Annotated in this window: 16 protein-coding genes and 2 pseudogenes; 14 read left to right on the top strand and 4 right to left on the bottom strand. The window is 38.7% G+C overall.

Annotation, left to right across the window (positions count from 1 at the left end):
• Positions 1-15: 15 nt before the first annotated feature.
• The 13 genes and pseudogenes from lplT to J3U37_RS04820 all read left to right on the top strand — a co-directional run bounded on the left by lplT (position 16) and on the right by J3U37_RS04820 (position 10,941).
• On the top strand, positions 16-1,203 hold the full coding sequence (gene lplT / locus J3U37_RS04875) for a lysophospholipid transporter LplT (protein ID WP_267373575.1): 1,188 nt from the start codon (positions 16-18) through the stop codon (positions 1,201-1,203).
• Complete coding sequence (gene murQ, locus J3U37_RS04870; protein ID WP_267373573.1) at positions 1,190-2,101, top strand: N-acetylmuramic acid 6-phosphate etherase; 912 nt, start codon at positions 1,190-1,192, stop codon at positions 2,099-2,101. The genes lplT and murQ overlap by 14 nt, the downstream gene beginning before the upstream one ends.
• Positions 2,102-2,394: 293 nt before the next feature.
• Positions 2,395-4,128 (top strand): carboxylesterase family protein, encoded by a 1,734-nt coding sequence (locus J3U37_RS04865; RefSeq protein ID WP_267373571.1) that lies wholly within the window; start codon positions 2,395-2,397, stop codon positions 4,126-4,128.
• Between the two features lie 328 nt (positions 4,129-4,456).
• Positions 4,457-4,832 (top strand): annotated as a pseudogene (locus J3U37_RS12130) (PTS sugar transporter subunit IIA); the annotation flags it as partial.
• A 56-nt stretch (positions 4,833-4,888) separates the two neighbouring features.
• A pseudogene (locus J3U37_RS12125) lies at positions 4,889-5,437 on the top strand (PTS system mannose/fructose/N-acetylgalactosamine-transporter subunit IIB); the annotation flags it as partial.
• Positions 5,438-5,452: 15 nt separating this feature from the next.
• A complete protein-coding gene (locus tag J3U37_RS04855; RefSeq protein ID WP_220218869.1) occupies positions 5,453-6,253 on the top strand; it encodes a PTS mannose/fructose/sorbose transporter subunit IIC in 801 nt (266 codons plus the stop codon).
• A 16-nt stretch (positions 6,254-6,269) separates the two neighbouring features.
• Positions 6,270-7,181 (top strand): PTS system mannose/fructose/sorbose family transporter subunit IID, encoded by a 912-nt coding sequence (locus J3U37_RS04850; RefSeq protein ID WP_220218868.1) that lies wholly within the window; start codon positions 6,270-6,272, stop codon positions 7,179-7,181.
• 180 nt (positions 7,182-7,361) lie between these two features.
• Complete coding sequence (locus J3U37_RS04845; protein WP_220218867.1) at positions 7,362-7,736, top strand: DUF956 family protein; 375 nt, start codon at positions 7,362-7,364, stop codon at positions 7,734-7,736.
• Between the two features lie 486 nt (positions 7,737-8,222).
• Positions 8,223-8,471 (top strand): 30S ribosomal protein S16, encoded by a 249-nt coding sequence (rpsP, locus tag J3U37_RS04840; RefSeq protein ID WP_220218866.1) that lies wholly within the window; start codon positions 8,223-8,225, stop codon positions 8,469-8,471.
• 29 nt (positions 8,472-8,500) lie between these two features.
• On the top strand, positions 8,501-9,028 hold the full coding sequence (gene rimM / locus J3U37_RS04835) for a ribosome maturation factor RimM (RefSeq protein WP_267373569.1): 528 nt from the start codon (positions 8,501-8,503) through the stop codon (positions 9,026-9,028).
• Positions 9,029-9,044: 16 nt separating this feature from the next.
• Complete coding sequence (gene trmD / locus J3U37_RS04830; RefSeq protein ID WP_220218864.1) at positions 9,045-9,797, top strand: tRNA (guanosine(37)-N1)-methyltransferase TrmD; 753 nt, start codon at positions 9,045-9,047, stop codon at positions 9,795-9,797.
• A gap of 31 nt (positions 9,798-9,828) precedes the next feature.
• Positions 9,829-10,179 carry a 50S ribosomal protein L19 gene (gene rplS / locus J3U37_RS04825; RefSeq protein WP_034900792.1) on the top strand — a complete coding sequence of 117 codons (351 nt, stop codon included), beginning with the start codon at positions 9,829-9,831 and terminating at the stop codon, positions 10,177-10,179.
• A gap of 159 nt (positions 10,180-10,338) precedes the next feature.
• Positions 10,339-10,941 (top strand): MarC family protein, encoded by a 603-nt coding sequence (locus J3U37_RS04820; protein ID WP_220218863.1) that lies wholly within the window; start codon positions 10,339-10,341, stop codon positions 10,939-10,941.
• 123 nt (positions 10,942-11,064) lie between these two features.
• On the opposite strand, the gene J3U37_RS04815 is transcribed toward J3U37_RS04820, so the two are convergent.
• Genes J3U37_RS04815 through lysA form a run of 4 tightly spaced genes read right to left on the bottom strand, consistent with a single transcriptional unit; the run spans position 11,065 to position 16,511 of the window.
• The gene (locus J3U37_RS04815) at positions 11,065-12,468 is read right to left on the bottom strand and encodes an amino acid permease (RefSeq protein ID WP_220218862.1); all 1,404 of its coding nucleotides are present in this window, start codon (positions 12,466-12,468) and stop codon (positions 11,065-11,067) included.
• 54 nt (positions 12,469-12,522) lie between these two features.
• A complete protein-coding gene (locus tag J3U37_RS04810) occupies positions 12,523-13,629 on the bottom strand; it encodes an alanine/ornithine racemase family PLP-dependent enzyme (RefSeq protein WP_220218861.1) in 1,107 nt (368 codons plus the stop codon).
• An 18-nt stretch (positions 13,630-13,647) separates the two neighbouring features.
• The gene (locus J3U37_RS04805; protein WP_267373566.1) at positions 13,648-15,060 is read right to left on the bottom strand and encodes an APC family permease; all 1,413 of its coding nucleotides are present in this window, start codon (positions 15,058-15,060) and stop codon (positions 13,648-13,650) included.
• Positions 15,061-15,113: 53 nt separating this feature from the next.
• Positions 15,114-16,511 (bottom strand): diaminopimelate decarboxylase, encoded by a 1,398-nt coding sequence (gene lysA / locus J3U37_RS04800; protein ID WP_267373563.1) that lies wholly within the window; start codon positions 16,509-16,511, stop codon positions 15,114-15,116.
• A 262-nt stretch (positions 16,512-16,773) separates the two neighbouring features.
• Between lysA and J3U37_RS04795 the strand changes: the two genes are divergently transcribed.
• A complete protein-coding gene (locus J3U37_RS04795; protein ID WP_416379988.1) occupies positions 16,774-18,213 on the top strand; it encodes a sigma-54 interaction domain-containing protein in 1,440 nt (479 codons plus the stop codon).
• Positions 18,214-18,222 lie beyond the last annotated feature (9 nt).

Raw genomic sequence — 18,222 nt, 5'->3', positions numbered from 1 at the left:
CCGAAAGGATTACGCATGAATCACTATTCCTTATTAAGCAAAGGCATGGTCGCAACCATGCTGGCGCAGTTTTTTTCAGCTTTTGCCGATAATGCGATCTTTTTTGCCATTCTCGCTTATATTAAAAATCTTCATTATCCCGAATGGAGCCAATCAGCACTGCAAATCAGTTTTGTCGTCCCATTTATCATTCTTTCGCCTTTTGTCGGTCAGTTTGCCGACAGCATGTCCAAAGGCAGAGCAATGATGATTGCAAATTCAATCAAGCTAATTGGTGCCGGTTGTATCTGTTTAGATATTACCCCTTTTGTCGGCTATTTTTTAGTGGGAATTGGCGCCGCAACCTACTCCCCGGCGAAATATGGTATTTTGGGCGAGCTAACTACCGGCGATAATCTGGTGAAAGCCAATGGTTTGATTGAGTCATCGACAATTGCCGCAATTCTACTCGGTTCACTGGCTGGCGGGCATATTGCAGATATGAGTATTATTGCCTCCCTGCTCACTTGTGTTTTGATGTATGGACTGGCCGTGGTTGCCAATATTTTCATACCAAAACTTCCGGCCGCAAGAAAAAATATTGAATGGAAATTTATCAGCATATTGCAAGATTTTGTTAAAACCATTACTGTGGTTTTCACCAATAAACAAACCTTATACACACTATGTTGTACCAGTCTATTTTGGGGTGCCGGAATTACGCTACGTTTCCTGTTAATCGCTTGGGTACCAATCGTATTAGGTATTGAAGATAATGCCACACCGACTAACCTTAATGCAGTTGTGGCTATCGGTATTGTTATTGGCGCCGGGCTGGCAAGTATGTGTATCTCGATGAAAAATACCCTGCGTTGTATTCCGGCAGGAATAGTAATGGGACTGACCGTTATAGCATTCACCTTACAAAGTAATATTATTTCATCGTATATTTTACTGATTCTAATTGGCGCTTTAGGCGGATTTTTTATCGTGCCACTTAATGCGTTAATTCAAAAAATGGGGAAAGAGTTAATTGGTGCCGGTAGTGTTGTTTCAATCCAAAACTTAAGTCAAAATAGTGCTATGATGATTATGCTAGGGCTTTATACTTTAGCGGTCGCCATGAAATTACCCGTTATTGCAATAGGTGTCGGCTTCGGCAGTTTAGTTGCCATTGTCATACTCTTTTTATGGATAGGATTAAAAAAGCATGCAAAACATTAATCTTGGCGATATGATGACTGAGAATCAAAACCCTAACAGTGAACACATCGATCAATGTTCCACGCTTGAAATTCTCAGCATCATTAATAATGAAGATAAGCAAGTTGCGCTAGCGGTTGAAAAGCAGCTTGCTAACATCGCAAAAGCTGTCGATGCAATCAGTCATGCATTTTTAAATAATGGCAGACTTATCTATATTGGTGCCGGCACTTCTGGCCGGCTTGGCATTTTAGACGCCAGTGAATGCCCACCAACTTATGGCACGCCACCTCAACAAGTCATAGGCTTAATTGCGGGCGGTAAACCAGCCATTTTTAAAGCAGTTGAAAACGCTGAAGACAAACCGGAGCTGGCAGTTACCGACTTAACCGATATTCAATTTTCGGCCAATGATATTTTAGTTGGGATTGCAGCTAGTGGGCGCACACCTTATGTCATCGGTGGAATGCAATACGCCAAAACACTAGGTGCAACTGTCATTAGCCTTTGCTGTAATGCCAAAGCGCCAATGATAGATTTAGCTGATATTGCCATTACCCCCATTGTTGGGCCTGAAGTGATTACTGGCTCATCAAGAATGAAAGCCGGCACAGCCCAAAAACTCGTCCTTAATATGCTCACCACCGCCAGCATGATTAAAATCGGTAAAGTTTATGGTAATTTAATGGTCGATGTTGAAGCAACTAATGCTAAACTTATCGAACGGCAAATAGCAATTGTTAGGCAAGCAACACAATGTGATCGCCAAACCGCCATTTTGGCTTTGCAACAAAGTGAACAGCATTGCAAAACAGCAATTTTAATGATTTTGGCCGATCTTGATGTGATTGAGGCCAAAAAACGGTTATCGGAAAATAAAGGATTTATCAGAAAAGCACTCAACACCATGATAAGCTAATTTGATGCAGTTAAAGCAGTTAGCAAAAGAGATTTTATGACTCAAGTCTAATTTTTCAATCATGATTGTTGACATTAATACAAGTTATAGAAAAATATACCGAATACTGTTACTACAATTATTAGATTTATAAACAAAATAGTATTAATTTCTATCACGTTTAGAAATATGAGCTTGTTAGATTAAGAGTAATTTCGTCATACTTTATTTCGTAATATGAATACACTTCTCTCTAATTTTTAACATTAACTATTTCACATTAATGGCTTTTTATTAATACACAAGGGAAATGTATGAAAACATCATTCTATAAGTTTAAAACTACTCTCGCTTTTCTGGGTCTAATTACGCTGGCAACACCAATGGTTGGCTTTAGTCAAGAAAACTCGCTTCCTAGCCATAATGAAAACATCACTACACCAACAACTGCTGATTCAACGCTTATCAAAACACAATATGGCTTAATCCAAGGGCATTATGACCAAATTAATAATGTCATTCAATGGACGGGCATACCTTATGCCAAATCCCCAACCGGCGAGTTAAGGTGGAAAAAACCGGTTGATGTTGAACATTGGAACGGCGTATTTGATGCAACCAAAGCCGGTCAAGTTGCCATGCAACTTAAAGACAATAATATAATAGGTTCTGATGATAGCTTAAACCTTAATATCTATCGCCCTAATAATCATAAAAATAATTTACCTGTACTGGTTTATATACACGGCGGAAATAACCAAATTGGCACCGCCATTGAAATGACTGGCAACACGCTGGTAACCGATCTTGATGCCATTTTTGTGTCAATTAATTACCGTTTAGGACCATTGGGATTTAACCCGCTTCCAGCCTTACAAACCGGCGATAAATTAGAAGATTCAGGTAACTATGCGCTACTTGATATAGCAAAATCATTAGATTGGATAAAACAAAATATTGCGCAATTTGGCGGCGATCCGAATAATATTACCGTCTCAGGCTTTTCAGCGGGTGGACGAGATGTAATGGCAATGTTAATTTCCCCTATCTTTAAAGATAAATTTCAACAAGCTATTTCATTTAGTGGCGGGATGACGGTCGCAGATAAAGACGATAGTATCAAAGTGTTTGCCAAAGCTATCGCCCCACTGGTGGTTGAAGATAAAATTAAACCAACTGAAGAACAAGCTTATCAATGGTTGTTAACCAATCAATCTGAAGTCAAAAAATACCTCTATAGCATCTCATCCGATCGGCTTGTTGCGCTAATGGGAAATGCCGGTATAAGAATGAGTGTTTTTCCACATTTATACAATGACGGCTATGTGATCCCTAAAGACGGTTTTAATACTCAACACTACAATAGTGTCCCGTTAATTATGCTTACTGGTACTGGCGAGTTTTCACTATTTGCACAATCGTCCCCTTATTTTAGTCAAGAAGCCGGTTCATTGACCACCAAAGCGTCAGCTGAATTTCAATTTGCCAATAAATATGGCAGTCGTCTTTATGAACTATTTAATGTTACCGACTCAGCTAACAAAATGGCACCATTTTACCCAGCCAATATTTTTGGCGTGACAATAAAATATGGCGAGGATCAAAATACTGTTGGCTTGCCTATGGGAATATTTGGCGCTTTTCATGGTGTTTTCATCCCATTAATGGATCATTCTTCAGATAATTATGAAAAGATAATTGGCAATGCATTTGAGACTAAAGGCGCTCAGCAACTGAGCATGATATTTAAACAATATCTGCATAACTTTATTCATCACGGCAACCCTAACGGCGATGATCTAATTTATTGGGAAAATTGGACAGCTAAAAATCAATCGTTGCTTTACCTTAACGCCGATAGACAGCAAGCCCAAATTTACATGGGAGAGCAAAAATGGAACTATCAAGATGTGCTTAATCAAATGGATAACGATCAGTCAATCGATGCAAAGGTTAAAAAGACTTTAATCGCTGAAGTATTAAATGGCAGATGGTTTAGCCATGAACTTGATCTGAAATATAAAAATAAATCATTATGGATTAAATAAATGCCATTTATCTTAAAGGTATTGGTTGAGATTGTCGAACATGACATATAGTTGAAATATTTTCATGTAACAGTGAATAAATTCATAAAATACAAATAATTAATCTATATAGCATCACAATTTTTTTCAATATTTGTATTTTATCAATTATAATCAGCTAAAATACATAAATCGTAAAATAGTTGAATTGCAACAAGTAAGAAAATCGTTTTGTACTACGCAAAAAAATATATTTTATAATCAACTAATTATGTAGAATATATCATTTTTTTTGAAAAATTTATAACATTTATATTAGCGAATAATATAAAAATCAGGAGGTAGTTATATGGTAGGAATTATCCTGGCAACTCATGGTGAGTTTGCTGAAGGTATTCTACAATCAGGCTCTATGATATTTGGTGAACAAGAAAATGTTAAAGCCGTAACATTGCACCCAAGTGATAGCCCTGAAAGTCTAAAAGAACGAATGTTAGCCGCTATTGCCACATTTGATAATCAAGATGAAGTGTTATTTTTGGTCGATTTATGGGGCGGCACGCCATTTAATCAAGCAAATAATTTATGCGGAGCGCACCCTAATTGGGCAATTGTCGCTGGTCTAAACTTGCCCATGTTAATTGAAGCTTATTCATCACGTTTCTCCATGGAGTCAGCAAAAGAGATCGCCGGAGCAATTTTAGAATCGGCTAAAGATGGCATTCGTGCAACGGTAGATGCGCCAGCGAATCAAGCTCCGGCTAAACAAACATCAAATACCATTCCGGAAGGCACTGTGCTTGGTGACGGAAAAATGAAGATTGTGTTAGCTCGAGTCGACTCTCGTTTACTGCATGGACAAGTTGCCACATCCTGGACTAAATCGACCAATCCTAATCGTATTATTGTTGTTTCTGATTCAGTTGCTAAAGATGAGTTAAGAAAAAAACTCATTGAAGAAGCCGCTCCTCCTGGTGTTAAAGCCAACGTCGTACCAATCAAAAAAATCATCGAGGTTTCAAAAGATCCCCGTTTTGGGAATACCAAAGCACTATTACTTTTTGAAAACCCGGAAGATGTGGTGCGAGCTGTTGAAGGCGGTGTCGATATTGAGGTGCTCAATATTGGTTCCATGGCTCACTCAGTAGGTAAAGTCATGGTAAATAAAGTGCTTTCAATGAATGAGCAAGACGTTGAAGCCTTTGAAAAATTAAAAGCAAAAAATATTAAATTCGATGTTCGCAAAGTGCCTAATGATTCAAATAGCAATATGGATGAATTATTAACTAAAGCGAAAGAAGAGTTAGCCGAACAAAAGAATAAGTCTTAATTAAGGGGTTATATTATGACGTTATCAATCGTTGCTATCCTATTAGTGATAGCTATCGCCTTTCTGGCAGGAATGGAAGGTATTTTAGATCAGTTCCAATTTCATCAACCGTTAGTGGCATGTTCATTAATTGGACTGGTAACCGGTAATCTAGAAGCCGGTGTAGTATTAGGTGGATCATTACAGATGATAGCACTAGGCTGGGCAAACATTGGCGCAGCAGTGGCACCGGATGCGGCACTAGCGTCTGTTGCCTCATCAATTATATTAGTGTTAGGCGGGCAAGGCGTTGAAGGTGTTTCAACAGCGATTGCGGTTGCAATTCCGTTAGCGGTTGCCGGACTGTTTTTAACAATGATCGTTCGAACACTGGCTGTGCCTTTGGTTCATATGATGGATAGCGCAGCGGAAGAAGGCAATATTAGACGTATTGAATTACTCCAAATATTGGGCATTTGCATGCAAGGTTTACGTATCGCTATCCCAGCTGCAGCATTACTATTTATTCCGGCTGAAACAGTTAAAGATGCATTAAATGCAATGCCAACATGGTTAACCACCGGTATGGCTATTGGTGGTGGCATGGTTGTGGCTGTTGGTTATGCAATGGTTATCAATATGATGGCTACCCGTGAAGTATGGCCGTTTTTCATTATCGGTTTTGTTGTTGCCGCTATTTCCCAATTAACCTTGATTGCCCTTGGTGCATTAGGTATTGCTTTAGCGTTAATTTACCTTAATCTTTCTGAACGTGGCAACAACTCAAATGGTGGTGATAAAGGTGATCCACTAGATGATATTTTGAATGATTACTAGGAACTTGGAGAAGAAAATGACTGATAAAATTCAATTAACTAAAAAAGATCGTTTAGCAGTTGCTTGGCGCTCAACTTTCCTTCAAGGTTCTTGGAACTACGAACGTATGCAAAATGGCGGCTGGGTCTATTCAATGATTCCGGCGATTAAAAAATTGTATACCACTAAAGAAGATCGTTCTGCTGCATTAAAACGCCATTTAGAGTTTTTTAATACTCACCCTTATTTAGCATCGCCTGTTTTAGGGGTAACCCTTGCTCTTGAAGAAGAGCGAGCCAATGGTGCACCGGTTGATGATGTGGCTATTCAAGGGGTAAAAGTGGGTATGATGGGACCTTTAGCCGGTGTCGGTGATCCGGTGTTCTGGTTTACTGTTCGACCAATGCTTGGTGCCCTAGGTGCATCGCTCGCACTAAGTGGCAATATTTTAGGACCGATTTTATTCTTTTTACTTTGGAATATTATTCGTTGGGGCTTTATGTGGTATACCCAAGAGTTTGGTTATCGTACCGGTTCAAAAATCACAGATAACCTATCAGGTGGTTTACTGCAAAAAATTACCAAAGGCGCCTCAATTTTAGGGATGTTTGTTCTGGCAGCTTTGGTGCAAAGGTGGGTATCGATCAATTTCCAACCTGTCGTTTCAAAAGTGAAATTGGCAGACGGTGCCTTTATTGATTGGAGCAAAATATCTAATGGTGCAACAGGTATTAAAGAAGCCTTAGAACAAATGCAAGCCGGATTATCTCTCACACAAACGAAGATAGTTACTTTACAAAATAACTTAGATCAGCTGATACCTGGACTGGTTCCATTACTTTTAACCTTTTTATGTATGTGGTTATTACGTAAAAAAGTATCACCAATCTTAATTATTCTTGCACTATTCCTAGTCGGCATTGGTGGACACGTGATTGGTCTTTTATAAGCAACCAATCTTGTAAAGAAGTTTCAGAAAAGCACTATGTTTGAGTATAAAAACATAGTGCTTTCTCTCTCTATTAGCGGCGTTTTTGACTGATACAATTATCACCCGGCTTGCTAATTACCGATATTGAACATAGCAGGCAAAATAGCATCGCTAAATTATCATCATACTTGGAGAAATATGGTTCAATCATTAAATACCAAAATCGATCTGACCACCAAAGGAACAACTTTTGTTGGCACCACTGAATACGGCAATATTATGATTGGCGATAAAGCCTTTGAATTTTATCATCAACGTGACCGCCGTAAGTATATACAAATCCCATGGCAAGAGATTGATTTTGTCAGTGCATCGGTCTTATTTGGCGGTAAGTGGATACCACGCTACCAAATACATACCAAACAAAATGGCACTTTTACCTTTTCCTCGAAAGATCCCAAAACAGTTTTACGAGCGATTCGAGTTTATATTGATAGCCAAAAAATGGTGAAATCATTAGGTTTCTTTGATGTCATAAAACGGGCATTTATTCGCAAAAAGCCCAACAAATAACCCTATTAATTTATTTTATTGTTTTGCTGAGTAAACACTTAAAATTTTTGCGTTGGTTTGGGCAATTGCCACTGTTATTTCTTAATTAAATAAACCGGTCGTAAAAGGTATCTGCTTAAAAGACATAATGGCAATATTATCATGCTCAACTTGAAAAAGGATTAATCTAAAGTGTAAAGCAAACAGCAAAGTGGCGGTGTTACACCCACACTTTAGCGCTCGATATGCATGCTAAAAGGCTAAACGCTGCACTTATAAATATAGATATTTTCTAACAGCAAATTATAAACAATTCAAACCATTACCGTTAACCCTCAATCACGCAAATAATTAGGCAGGACTATTTGCTTTATTATAAATAATCTCGCACTAACCCCAGCTGATAAACAGTCATTGCACTTTTTGCCAGAAAGAGTATAATTTCGGGGCTTTGATTTTGTCCATGTTGGGCAAAAGAAAGATTATTTTTTAATTTAAGAGGATGTTATGGTAACTATTCGTTTAGCTCGTGGTGGCTCTAAAAAGCGCCCTTTTTATCAAGTAGTTGTCACTGATAGCCGTAACCCACGTGATGGTCGTTTTATTGAGCGCGTTGGCTTTTTTAATCCAATTGCACAAGGTAAAGCAGAAGAATTACGTTTAGATCTTGATCGCGTAAATCATTGGGTTGGTTTAGGTGCAACCGTTTCTGATCGTGTTAACTCATTGATCAAACAAGCACAAAAAGCTGCTTAATTTAGTCGTTTATAGTCACTGTAATGATAATGAATACTGAGAATCTGATTGTTGTAGGTAAACTTGGTTCAAGCTACGGAATTCGTGGATGGCTCAGGATTTTTTCGTTTACAGAATTTCCGGATAGTATCTTTGATTACACCCCTTGGTATATCCAGCGTGCTGGACAATGGCAAGAAGTAATCGTAGAAAGCTTTAAACCGCATAATCAGGATATGATTGTCAAACTCAAAGGCGTTGATGATCGAGATCAAGCAAATGCATTAACGAATGCTGAAGTGTTTGTTGATGCTGATAAATTGCCTAAGCTCAATCAAGGCGATTTTTATTGGAAAGATCTTATCGGCTGTCGAGTGAAAACAGTTAACGGTTATGACTTAGGTCAAGTCACTGATTTAATGGAAACCGGTTCTAATGATGTGTTGGTCGTTAAAGCCAATCTAAAAGATGCATTTGGAGCAACAGAACGTTTAATCCCTTTTGTTGAAGAACAATTTATTAAACAGGTTGATTTAACAACAAAAATGATTGTGGTCGATTGGGATCCGGCTTTTTAATTGGTAAGGTAAGATTATGTGGATTGGCGTAATAAGCCTTTTTCCCGAAATGTTTCAAGCTATTACTAGTTATGGCGTTACTGGTCGAGCAGTTAAAAACGGACTGTTAACAGTAGAATATTGGAACCCGCGCGATTTTGCGCATGATAAGCATAAGACTGTCGACGACAGACCTTATGGCGGTGGGCCCGGCATGTTAATGATGGTACAACCCCTTAGGGATGCCATTCATGCGGCAAAAGCAGTAGCAGGTGAAGATACAAAAGTAATCTATCTTTCCCCACAAGGGCGCAAACTTGACCAACAAGGTGTTTGCGAATTGTCACATAATCAAAAACTTATTTTGATTTGTGGACGTTACGAAGGTATAGATGAGCGCGTTATCCAAACCGAAATTGATGAAGAGTGGTCAATTGGGGATTACGTGTTAAGTGGCGGTGAATTACCGGCAATGACAATGATTGATGCATTAGCAAGGTTTATACCGGGCGTGTTAAATCACCAGTCATCGGCAGAAGAAGACTCTTTTGTTAACGGTTTACTTGATTGCCCGCACTATACTCGTCCAGAGGTGTTAGATGGAATGGCGGTGCCCGATGTGTTAATGTCCGGACACCATGAAGCGATTCGTCGCTGGCGATTGAAACAATCACTAGGACGAACTTGGTTGAGAAGAGAAGATCTTCTTGAAAATCTAGCTCTGACTGATGAAGAGCAACGTTTACTCACTGAATTCCAACGGGAATATCGTGATAAACATAGCGACTAAAATTTCAGTATAACTAGTAAGAGATAATATTATGAAAAATGCAATTATTCAGCAATTAGAACAAGAACAAATGAAAAAAGACATCCCGTCTTTTCGCCCGGGTGATACGGTTGAAGTAAAAGTATGGGTTGTTGAAGGTAACAAAAAACGTCTTCAAGCATATGAAGGTGTGGTTATTGCTATTCGCAATCGTGGTTTACATTCTGCATTTACAGTACGTAAAATTTCGAATGGCGAAGGTGTTGAACGAGTATTCCAAACTCACTCACCAATTGTTGATTCAATTACTGTGAAACGTCGTGGTCAAGTACGTCAAGCGAAACTTTACTACTTACGCGAACTTCGTGGTAAAGCGGCTCGTATTAAAGAGCGCCTTAACTAATATTGATTGGTTACAATTTAAAAACCAATTAAAATATATCAGATTAAATATGGTCACCTTTACGGTGGCCGTTTTTGTATCTATCATATTATCTTCCAGCCAACTGTCTGAAGTTGACAACTAAATCCAATTTACTGTTATTCTTTGAAAGGTAATACTATGAGTAACTATCTTGTTGATATTGTCTCAACAACCATAAAACTCTTTGCCCTTATGACGCCGCCAGCGGTATTAAGCGCATTTTTAAGTGGTACTAAACAGTACGACGAATCATTACGCCGCAAAACCGCGCGTAAAACATCGTGTGCGGTATTTATTATCGGTATCATATTATTCTTTTTCGGTAATACCCTGTTTAGCGTTTTTGGTTTTACCTTAAATGCGTTTCGAATCGGCTCTGGTGCTTTACTGTTTATTACCGCAGTTTCATTAATGAATGACTCGCCGGAAAAAAACAAAATTAGTAGCGATGATGATATCAGCGTCGTTCCGCTTGCGGTACCGCTGTGTATGGGGCCTGCGTCTATCGGGACAATCATTGTTATGGGCACCAGTTCCGTCGGATTTGCTGCAAACATGGTAGGCGCCGTCTCTTTATTGATCGCCTCTTTAGGCATCTACGCTATGCTTTTATGCGCCAAAACGATTGCTAAAGTATTAAAAAATACCGGCATTGCGATATTATCAAAATTAACCGGACTGTTAGTATCCGCTATCGCAGCACAAGTTGTGTTTACCGGGGTTGCGGCATTTTTAAAATAGTCATCTAACGTTGCTGTGCAAACAAAGCGACGCTTTGAACACACAGCCTTAAACGTTTTATCGATAAGATTTTGACATGTAATCATCATCCTAAGTGATGATGATTACATTGTTAGGCACAAACTAAGTTGACTTAGTTGTGATAGCGGGATTACGTTTTTTATAAAAAAAGTAAGAAATTAAAATAATAGTAATTAATGCCAGTTCAGACAGTAAAATATAATGGCCTGACTCACCAAACCAAACGCCCAGTATAATCACAATATTGACCGTAATTGAAATCATGGCTAACCATGGAAACAACGGTGATTTGAATTTAATCATCTCTTTCGGGTATTTACCACTATTCACCCCCTTACGGAATTGATATTGGCACCATGCAATGATAATCCAGGCAAAACAGCCGACCTGTCCGGTACCGGCGACTAAATAAAGATAAAGCTTATCAGCAGCAATATATTTCGAAAATAGCGAAACTAACGCAATGATAGCAATAAAGAGAATGCCTTTTGTTGGTACCCCTCGTTTATTTACTTTGGAAAACGATTTCGGGGCTAAATTATCTTGTGCCATAGACCACAACATTCTTGAACTGGCATAAACGGCAGAATTAGCAGCCGAAATAGCAGCACAGAAAATCACAAATAGCATCATATAAGAGGCGAACTGAATCCCGGCCTTGTTAAAGACCCAAACAAACGGGCTGATTTCATCGTGAGCAACGCCATAAGGATAGACAAGCGCCAATACCGCTATTGCTAATACATAAAATAGAATAATTCTAAAAGCAACGCCGGTAATAATTTTCGGTAAAACCGATTGTGGCGATTGTGCTTCGCCAGCCGCACTACCAATTAACTCTACCCCTTGAAATGAATAAGTGACAATTGTCATACAGACAAAAATCGACAAAAAGCCATTGGGAAACCAACCACTTTCTGTTTTAAATGTCGGCAGTAGATGCGTTTGCTCATATTGCTGATAAAGCAGATAAATGCCGGTGGCAATAAAAGCAATAATCGCCAACACTTTTATGGTAGAAAACCAGTATTCACTTTCACCAAAGGCACGAACCGAGGTTAAATGCACCGAGGTGATCACAACTAAAATAATTAAACTAAAAAGATAGATAGGAATGGAAGGAAAGACTTGATGAGCAATCATAGCAGCCGCAGTAAGATCTGCCGCCATTGACAATACCCAACTTAACCAATATAACCAACCAATGGTGTAACTCCATATTGGATTGGGAATAAACATTAATGCATAGTGTTGGAAAGAACCAGCATGCGGAAAAGCGCAAGAAAGCTCACCTAAACAAAGCATCGTAGAGAGCATAATACTGCCCGCCATTAAATAGGCAATAATTGTCCCTAACGGTCCAACCGTGCTAAGAGGTGCTGCAATACCAATAAATAATCCCGTACCGATTGATCCGCCTAACGAAATCATCAAAAGATGACGATTTTTAAGGTTTTTCTTTAAGTTACTGGGATAAGGACTTTCTTGAGTTTCTGATATAGCCATGTAAACCGCCTAGTAATCAATAAAAGCTGCCGGTGACCCGGCAGCTAGCACGAATTAATAAATAAAACGTTTTTCTACGCCATTTGTTTGACATGCCATGAGTAAGGCTGTGTAATCGAGTTCAAAACCGATCATATCGCCGACTTTCAATGTTTCAGTCACATCTTCAATATCAACAATAGTATGATCACTGGTTTGACCTAAAACAGTAATGTTATCGTCGATAGGAACACAGTTTTCGGCCGGAACGTCTTGACGTCCAAAAGCCAATAAAGCACGTTTACGTGTACCATTATCAACAAATGTTTTACTGTTTAAAAATGCATCAACCCCTAACTCACCAACAGGAACTGTAGGTTTACTATTGAGCTCGATGATTTGGGCATATAATTTATATAAATTACTGCATGCCTTCTCAACAGGTTTATTTGAGTGGTGGAATTCATCAAGATATTTCATATCCACATACTCAATACCAAACTCATGTAAACCACCGATTCTGATGTGGTTTAATCCTTCAGGCCAAATACCTTTATCAAGCAGATGATAGCTGGTGCAATTACCTGCTGACAGATATTTGATTTTGATATTACAAGCCTCTTCCACTTTACGTGCTATGTGTAAAAAATCCACGCCATTTTTAACGGTTGGCAGAACAGTACCATAGCAGTTAAAGTTGGTGCCAAGCCCATAAAGCTCAACACCCGGTAAAGATAATATGAGTTTAACGGTATCGATGATATCATCGAGGTGTTCAAACCAAATACCTTCACGTAAGTCACCCATATCCACCATTAATAATACTTGATGAATTTTTTGTTGCTTAACGGCTTCATCCGAAAGCGCTTGGATAACTTGTTTTTCACTGTTTAAGCTAATATCAGCATATTTAACAACATCACTGATTTCGCTTAAACAAGGGCTACGTAATAAACAGGTCTTACAATTTAAGGCGTCTTTTAATTTTTTCAAATTGTAAGTTCTTGACTCAGCGATCACATCAATACCGCCGTCAAGCACGGCTTTGGCGGTTTCAACGCAACCATCAAAAACTTTATTGACGGCCATTACTTCAATGCCGTGTTTAGCTAACAGCTCTTTTTCAACACGAGCATTGTTTCTTAATTTACGTAAATCGATTTCCAATATAGGTTTGTACATACTTTACTCCTCTATATCTTATTGTTGTTGCAAGCGATTACGTTTTTGTGCTCTATGGTAGATCCATTCAGCTAACACAATAGCTAACACCGCACCACCAACAATTTTAGCGATATATTCAACATATCCACCCATATCGATTTGTGCAGGTGGGATAAACACTAAGATCACCGCAAATAGAGTCGATAAGAAACCTAACGCTGGTAACACAATCGGTAACACTTTACCCGGAATTTTAAAGCTACGTGGTACATCAGGTTGAGTAATACGTAAACGATAATAAGCAATAAACATCACTAAATATGGGATAAAGTAACAGATTGTTGTTAACGCCGTTAACATCCAATATGCTGCTGCAATACTCGGTGATACGAAAGTTGAGAAACAAAGTACGGTTACAATAATTGCTTGAACAATTAACGCAAAAGCTGGTGTTTTATACACAGGGTGTAAACGACCAACACGTTCGCCAAGTAAATTATCTTCTTTTGATGCTTCTTGTAACATATAGATAGGGCCAACTAACCATGAGTTAATTTGTCCTAACGCACCAAAGAATAAACAGATTGCCATAACTGGTAATAACCAAGGCATATGTAACTCTTTTGCCGCCGCTTCCATTGCTTGCATTACACCTGCAACAATATCAGTATCTTCAGCTGGCAATAACGTATTAATTGCCCAAGTACCAATCATATAGATACCAACGATAACAATTGCTGATACCGCCATTGCTTTAGGGAAATCACGTTGTGGATCACGAGTACGACCAGCGATCATCGGCGCAACTTCTAGCCCGGCAAAAGCAAACATCATGCTTGATAAAAATACAATCGTATCCCAGCTACTTAAATCCGGAATCCAATCACTAACATGGCTATAATCAGTTGCCATTGGATGACCAGTCATTAACCATACAATAGCTAATAACACGATAATAGCAGCAGGAATAAAAACACCTAACCATGCACTAACGCTGTTAATGATTTTAGTCCATTGCATACCTTTGATATTCATTAATGTTAAGATCCAGAATACTGCCATGGAGCCGACACCAATAAACACCTGATTTTGAGCAAGTTCAGGACTAAACATATAACCAATTGCAGTAAAACCAAACTGCAACATTAATGGGAAGAAAAGTACACATGAAAACAGGAAGCAAACAACCACTATCCAACCAACACGTTTACCAAATGCTTCTTTTACCCATACAAAGATCCCACCATCTTTTGGCCAGCCTGTTGAAAGCTCACCACATACCATGGCTAAAGGGAAGAAAAGACAGAATGCAGCAAGTAGCCAAAGTACCATTGCTGACGCCCCATAAGGCGCAACATTCGGAATTTGACGTAAACTTAATATTGCAATGACATTCATAAACACAATGTCTTTAATACCAAGTAAACTTGAATCTTTAGAATCACTCATAATAACCTCACATAATAACAACTGGGGCAGTTATTGCCCCAGCCAGTTCATGATTAATACACGTCGTATCCAACCATATCCTCGTAAGTGTCTTCACGGCGAATCAATCGATCTTTGCCATGTTTATCAATCATAACAACAGCAGTACGTGGGCGGTTGTTATAAACTGTTTGGCTTTCGATGGTATAAGCACCGGCATCAAGGAAAGCAATGATATCGCCAATTTGAGTGTCTTTTGGTAATAAGAACTCTTCACCTTTAACACCCACGTGGAAATAGTCACCACCGTCACATAATGGACCCGCTAATTTGATGTACTCATCATGTTGTTCAGTAATTCTTGATGCATCATAGACATAGAAGAACCAATCAAAGTGTTGGCTGTCAGATAACACGCTATAACCAGCATCAATAAATTTCCATTCAACATGTTCTTCGATGTTACCGTCTAAGTCATAGTTAGTTTTACGTTTTTCACAAGCAACTTCAGTTAAAAGTACACCTGCTGAACCGGTTACTTTACGACCTGGTTCAATACAGATTTCAACATCAGTACGCCATTTGTGAACTTCGCTAATGATTGCATCAGCAAAATCTTGTGCGGTAATACCTGCATACATATTGTCTTCTAATGGGTTACCATTTTCTTCGTCATATTTATATGGAACAGGAATACCACCACCAACGTTGATTAAATCAAATTTAATGCCAAGCACTTCTTCTAAACGGCGTGATTCATCAACTAATACTTTGGTCGCTTTGGCAAAAGGTTCTGCTTCCGGTACTTGATCCCCTACGTGCATATGTAAACCACGTAAATGAACATAAGGCATTTCAAGAATACGACGACAAGTCTCTTCAGCTTGTTCTAAGTCGATACCAGATTTAGCGTGATAAGCGGTGACTAATTCTGCGTGAGTTGCTGACGGTACATTTGGTTCAACACGCACACACACATTTGCCACTTTTTTCAAACGTCGTGAAATCTCATCAATAATATCAAGCTCATATAAGCTATCTACGTTGATGATGTAAAGATCGTTTTGGATAGCAAATTCTAAATCAACTGGTTTTTTAACCACACCGTTGAAAACAATTTGGCTTCCCGGGAAACCGATATCTAAACATTTACGCACTTCAAACATTGAGTTTGCTTCAGCATAGATACCTGCGTCTTTAATTGCTTTAAGTACGCCCATTACCGAACAGGTTTTAGAAGCATAGAAAATTTTTGTTTTTGGATGCGCTTTAAATGCTTCTTTGATTTCTTGAACGTTACGATCAATTTCCTTTTCAGAAAAAACATAAAAAGGCGTTGGGTATTTTCTGGCTAATTCTTCTAAATTAACCCCATCAAAACATAATTTGCCACTTTCAGCACTAAAACGACGATCTTTTGTTATAAGATCTGTGCGTATTTTGTTATAATTTGACATAATTTTGTCGGACATATGACCTCCAGTTAATTAGTACATAAAAAAGTACATAATGAATAAGAAAAATGGCTTCTCACAAGTAATGCAATCAGCATGCCAACTTAAAAATTACTTATAAATCAAATTCTTAACTATATACTTACAAAAAAAATATTAGTCATTTAGTAAAAAATATGTTTTTATGACAAAAATTCGTCATTGTTGAGGTAATGGTTGAAAGGCTTTTAAAAATTAATATACCACTTAGTAAATGATCTCAATTTCAAAAGGTACTACTATCATGACAATCGATCCTGAATTATCACAAGCATTGGATGTATTTAAACATTTTTTCGATTTAATGCATCAGCCAATGGCCATTATCGATAAAGAAGGTAAATATATTTACTACAATAAAGAAAGTGCTGAGTTGGATGGCTTCCCGGAAGAACAAGCCATCGGTAAACCAATGCTTAAAGTTTATCCTAATTTGAAGAAAGAAGATAGCACTATGTTGCAAGCTTTACAACATGGTAAAGAGTATCAAAACAATTACCAAAGTTATTATAACCATGTTGGTAAAGTCGTTGACTACCTTCATACCACCGTTCCGCTTTATAATCACCAGAAAGAGATCATCGGTGCAGTTGAGATAGGCCGTAATTTATCCAACGTCAGACAATTACAAGACCAAGTATTTAAACTCAATAGCCGTTTATACCAAAATCAAGAACAACCCTTACCGGAAATTGTCTTTGCATCGCAAAAAATGCAGGACGTTATCGATCAAACCAATATTTTAGGTGCTAACGATGTGCCGGTATTAATTGTCGGTGAAACCGGCACCGGTAAAGAGCTGTTTGCCCGCTTAATTCACCAAACCAGTGACCGGCGTGATAAAGCGTTTATCTCGCTAAACTGTAGTGCCCTGCCAACTACGCTGATTGAAAGCACGCTATTTGGCACCGTCAAAGGCGCATTTACCGGCGCTGAAAACCGTCAAGGTTACTTAGAGCTTGCCAATGGCGGTACGCTGTTTTTGGATGAACTCAATGCAATGCCGTTAGAGATGCAAAGTAAATTATTACGCTTTTTGCAAGAAAAAACCTACTGGCAATTAGGCGGTAATAAAGAAATTCACTCAGATGTCCGTATTGTGGCCGCCATGAACCAATCGCCGGCAGAGCTGTTAAAAAGTGGTAAAATGCGCAGCGACCTTTTTTATCGGTTGAATGTCGGTTTAATCAAACTGCCAGCCCTAAGGGAACGTACCGAAGACATTCCGGTATTAGCCCGGTACTTTATCGATAAACATCAGCATGACGTTAAAGTGACCATTAGTGGTATTAGCGAACCCGCGTTAAAGCAATTAATGTCAGCGCCGTGGCCGGGCAATGTCCGTATGTTAGAAAACGCCATAGTCCGCAGCATGGTGCTACAAAATGAACCCGGCGAACTGCAACATATCACCCTTGATGATGAGCTGTTTGATATTCAAGCGCCGCTTACTCAACAAGAGCAGGTAAGCCAGCCGGAAAAAACGGTCAACGTTACACCGCCAAGCAGCGATAACTTAATCGAACAAGTTGAAAACTACGAAAGACAGCTCATTGTTGATGCCTTAAATCAAGCTAATGGCAAAATCATCACGGCGGCCAAATTGTTAAACATTTCCCGCACGACATTACAATATAAGGTCAAAAAGTATCATATTCAAATGGGCGTTATCGACAATTAATGGCAAACA

Source organism: Gilliamella sp. B3172, assembly GCF_026536465.1.
Classification (GTDB): Bacteria; Pseudomonadota; Gammaproteobacteria; order Enterobacterales; family Orbaceae; genus Gilliamella.
The sequence above is the reverse complement of the archived record's forward strand: the minus strand, read 5'-3'. Positions and strand labels throughout refer to the sequence as shown.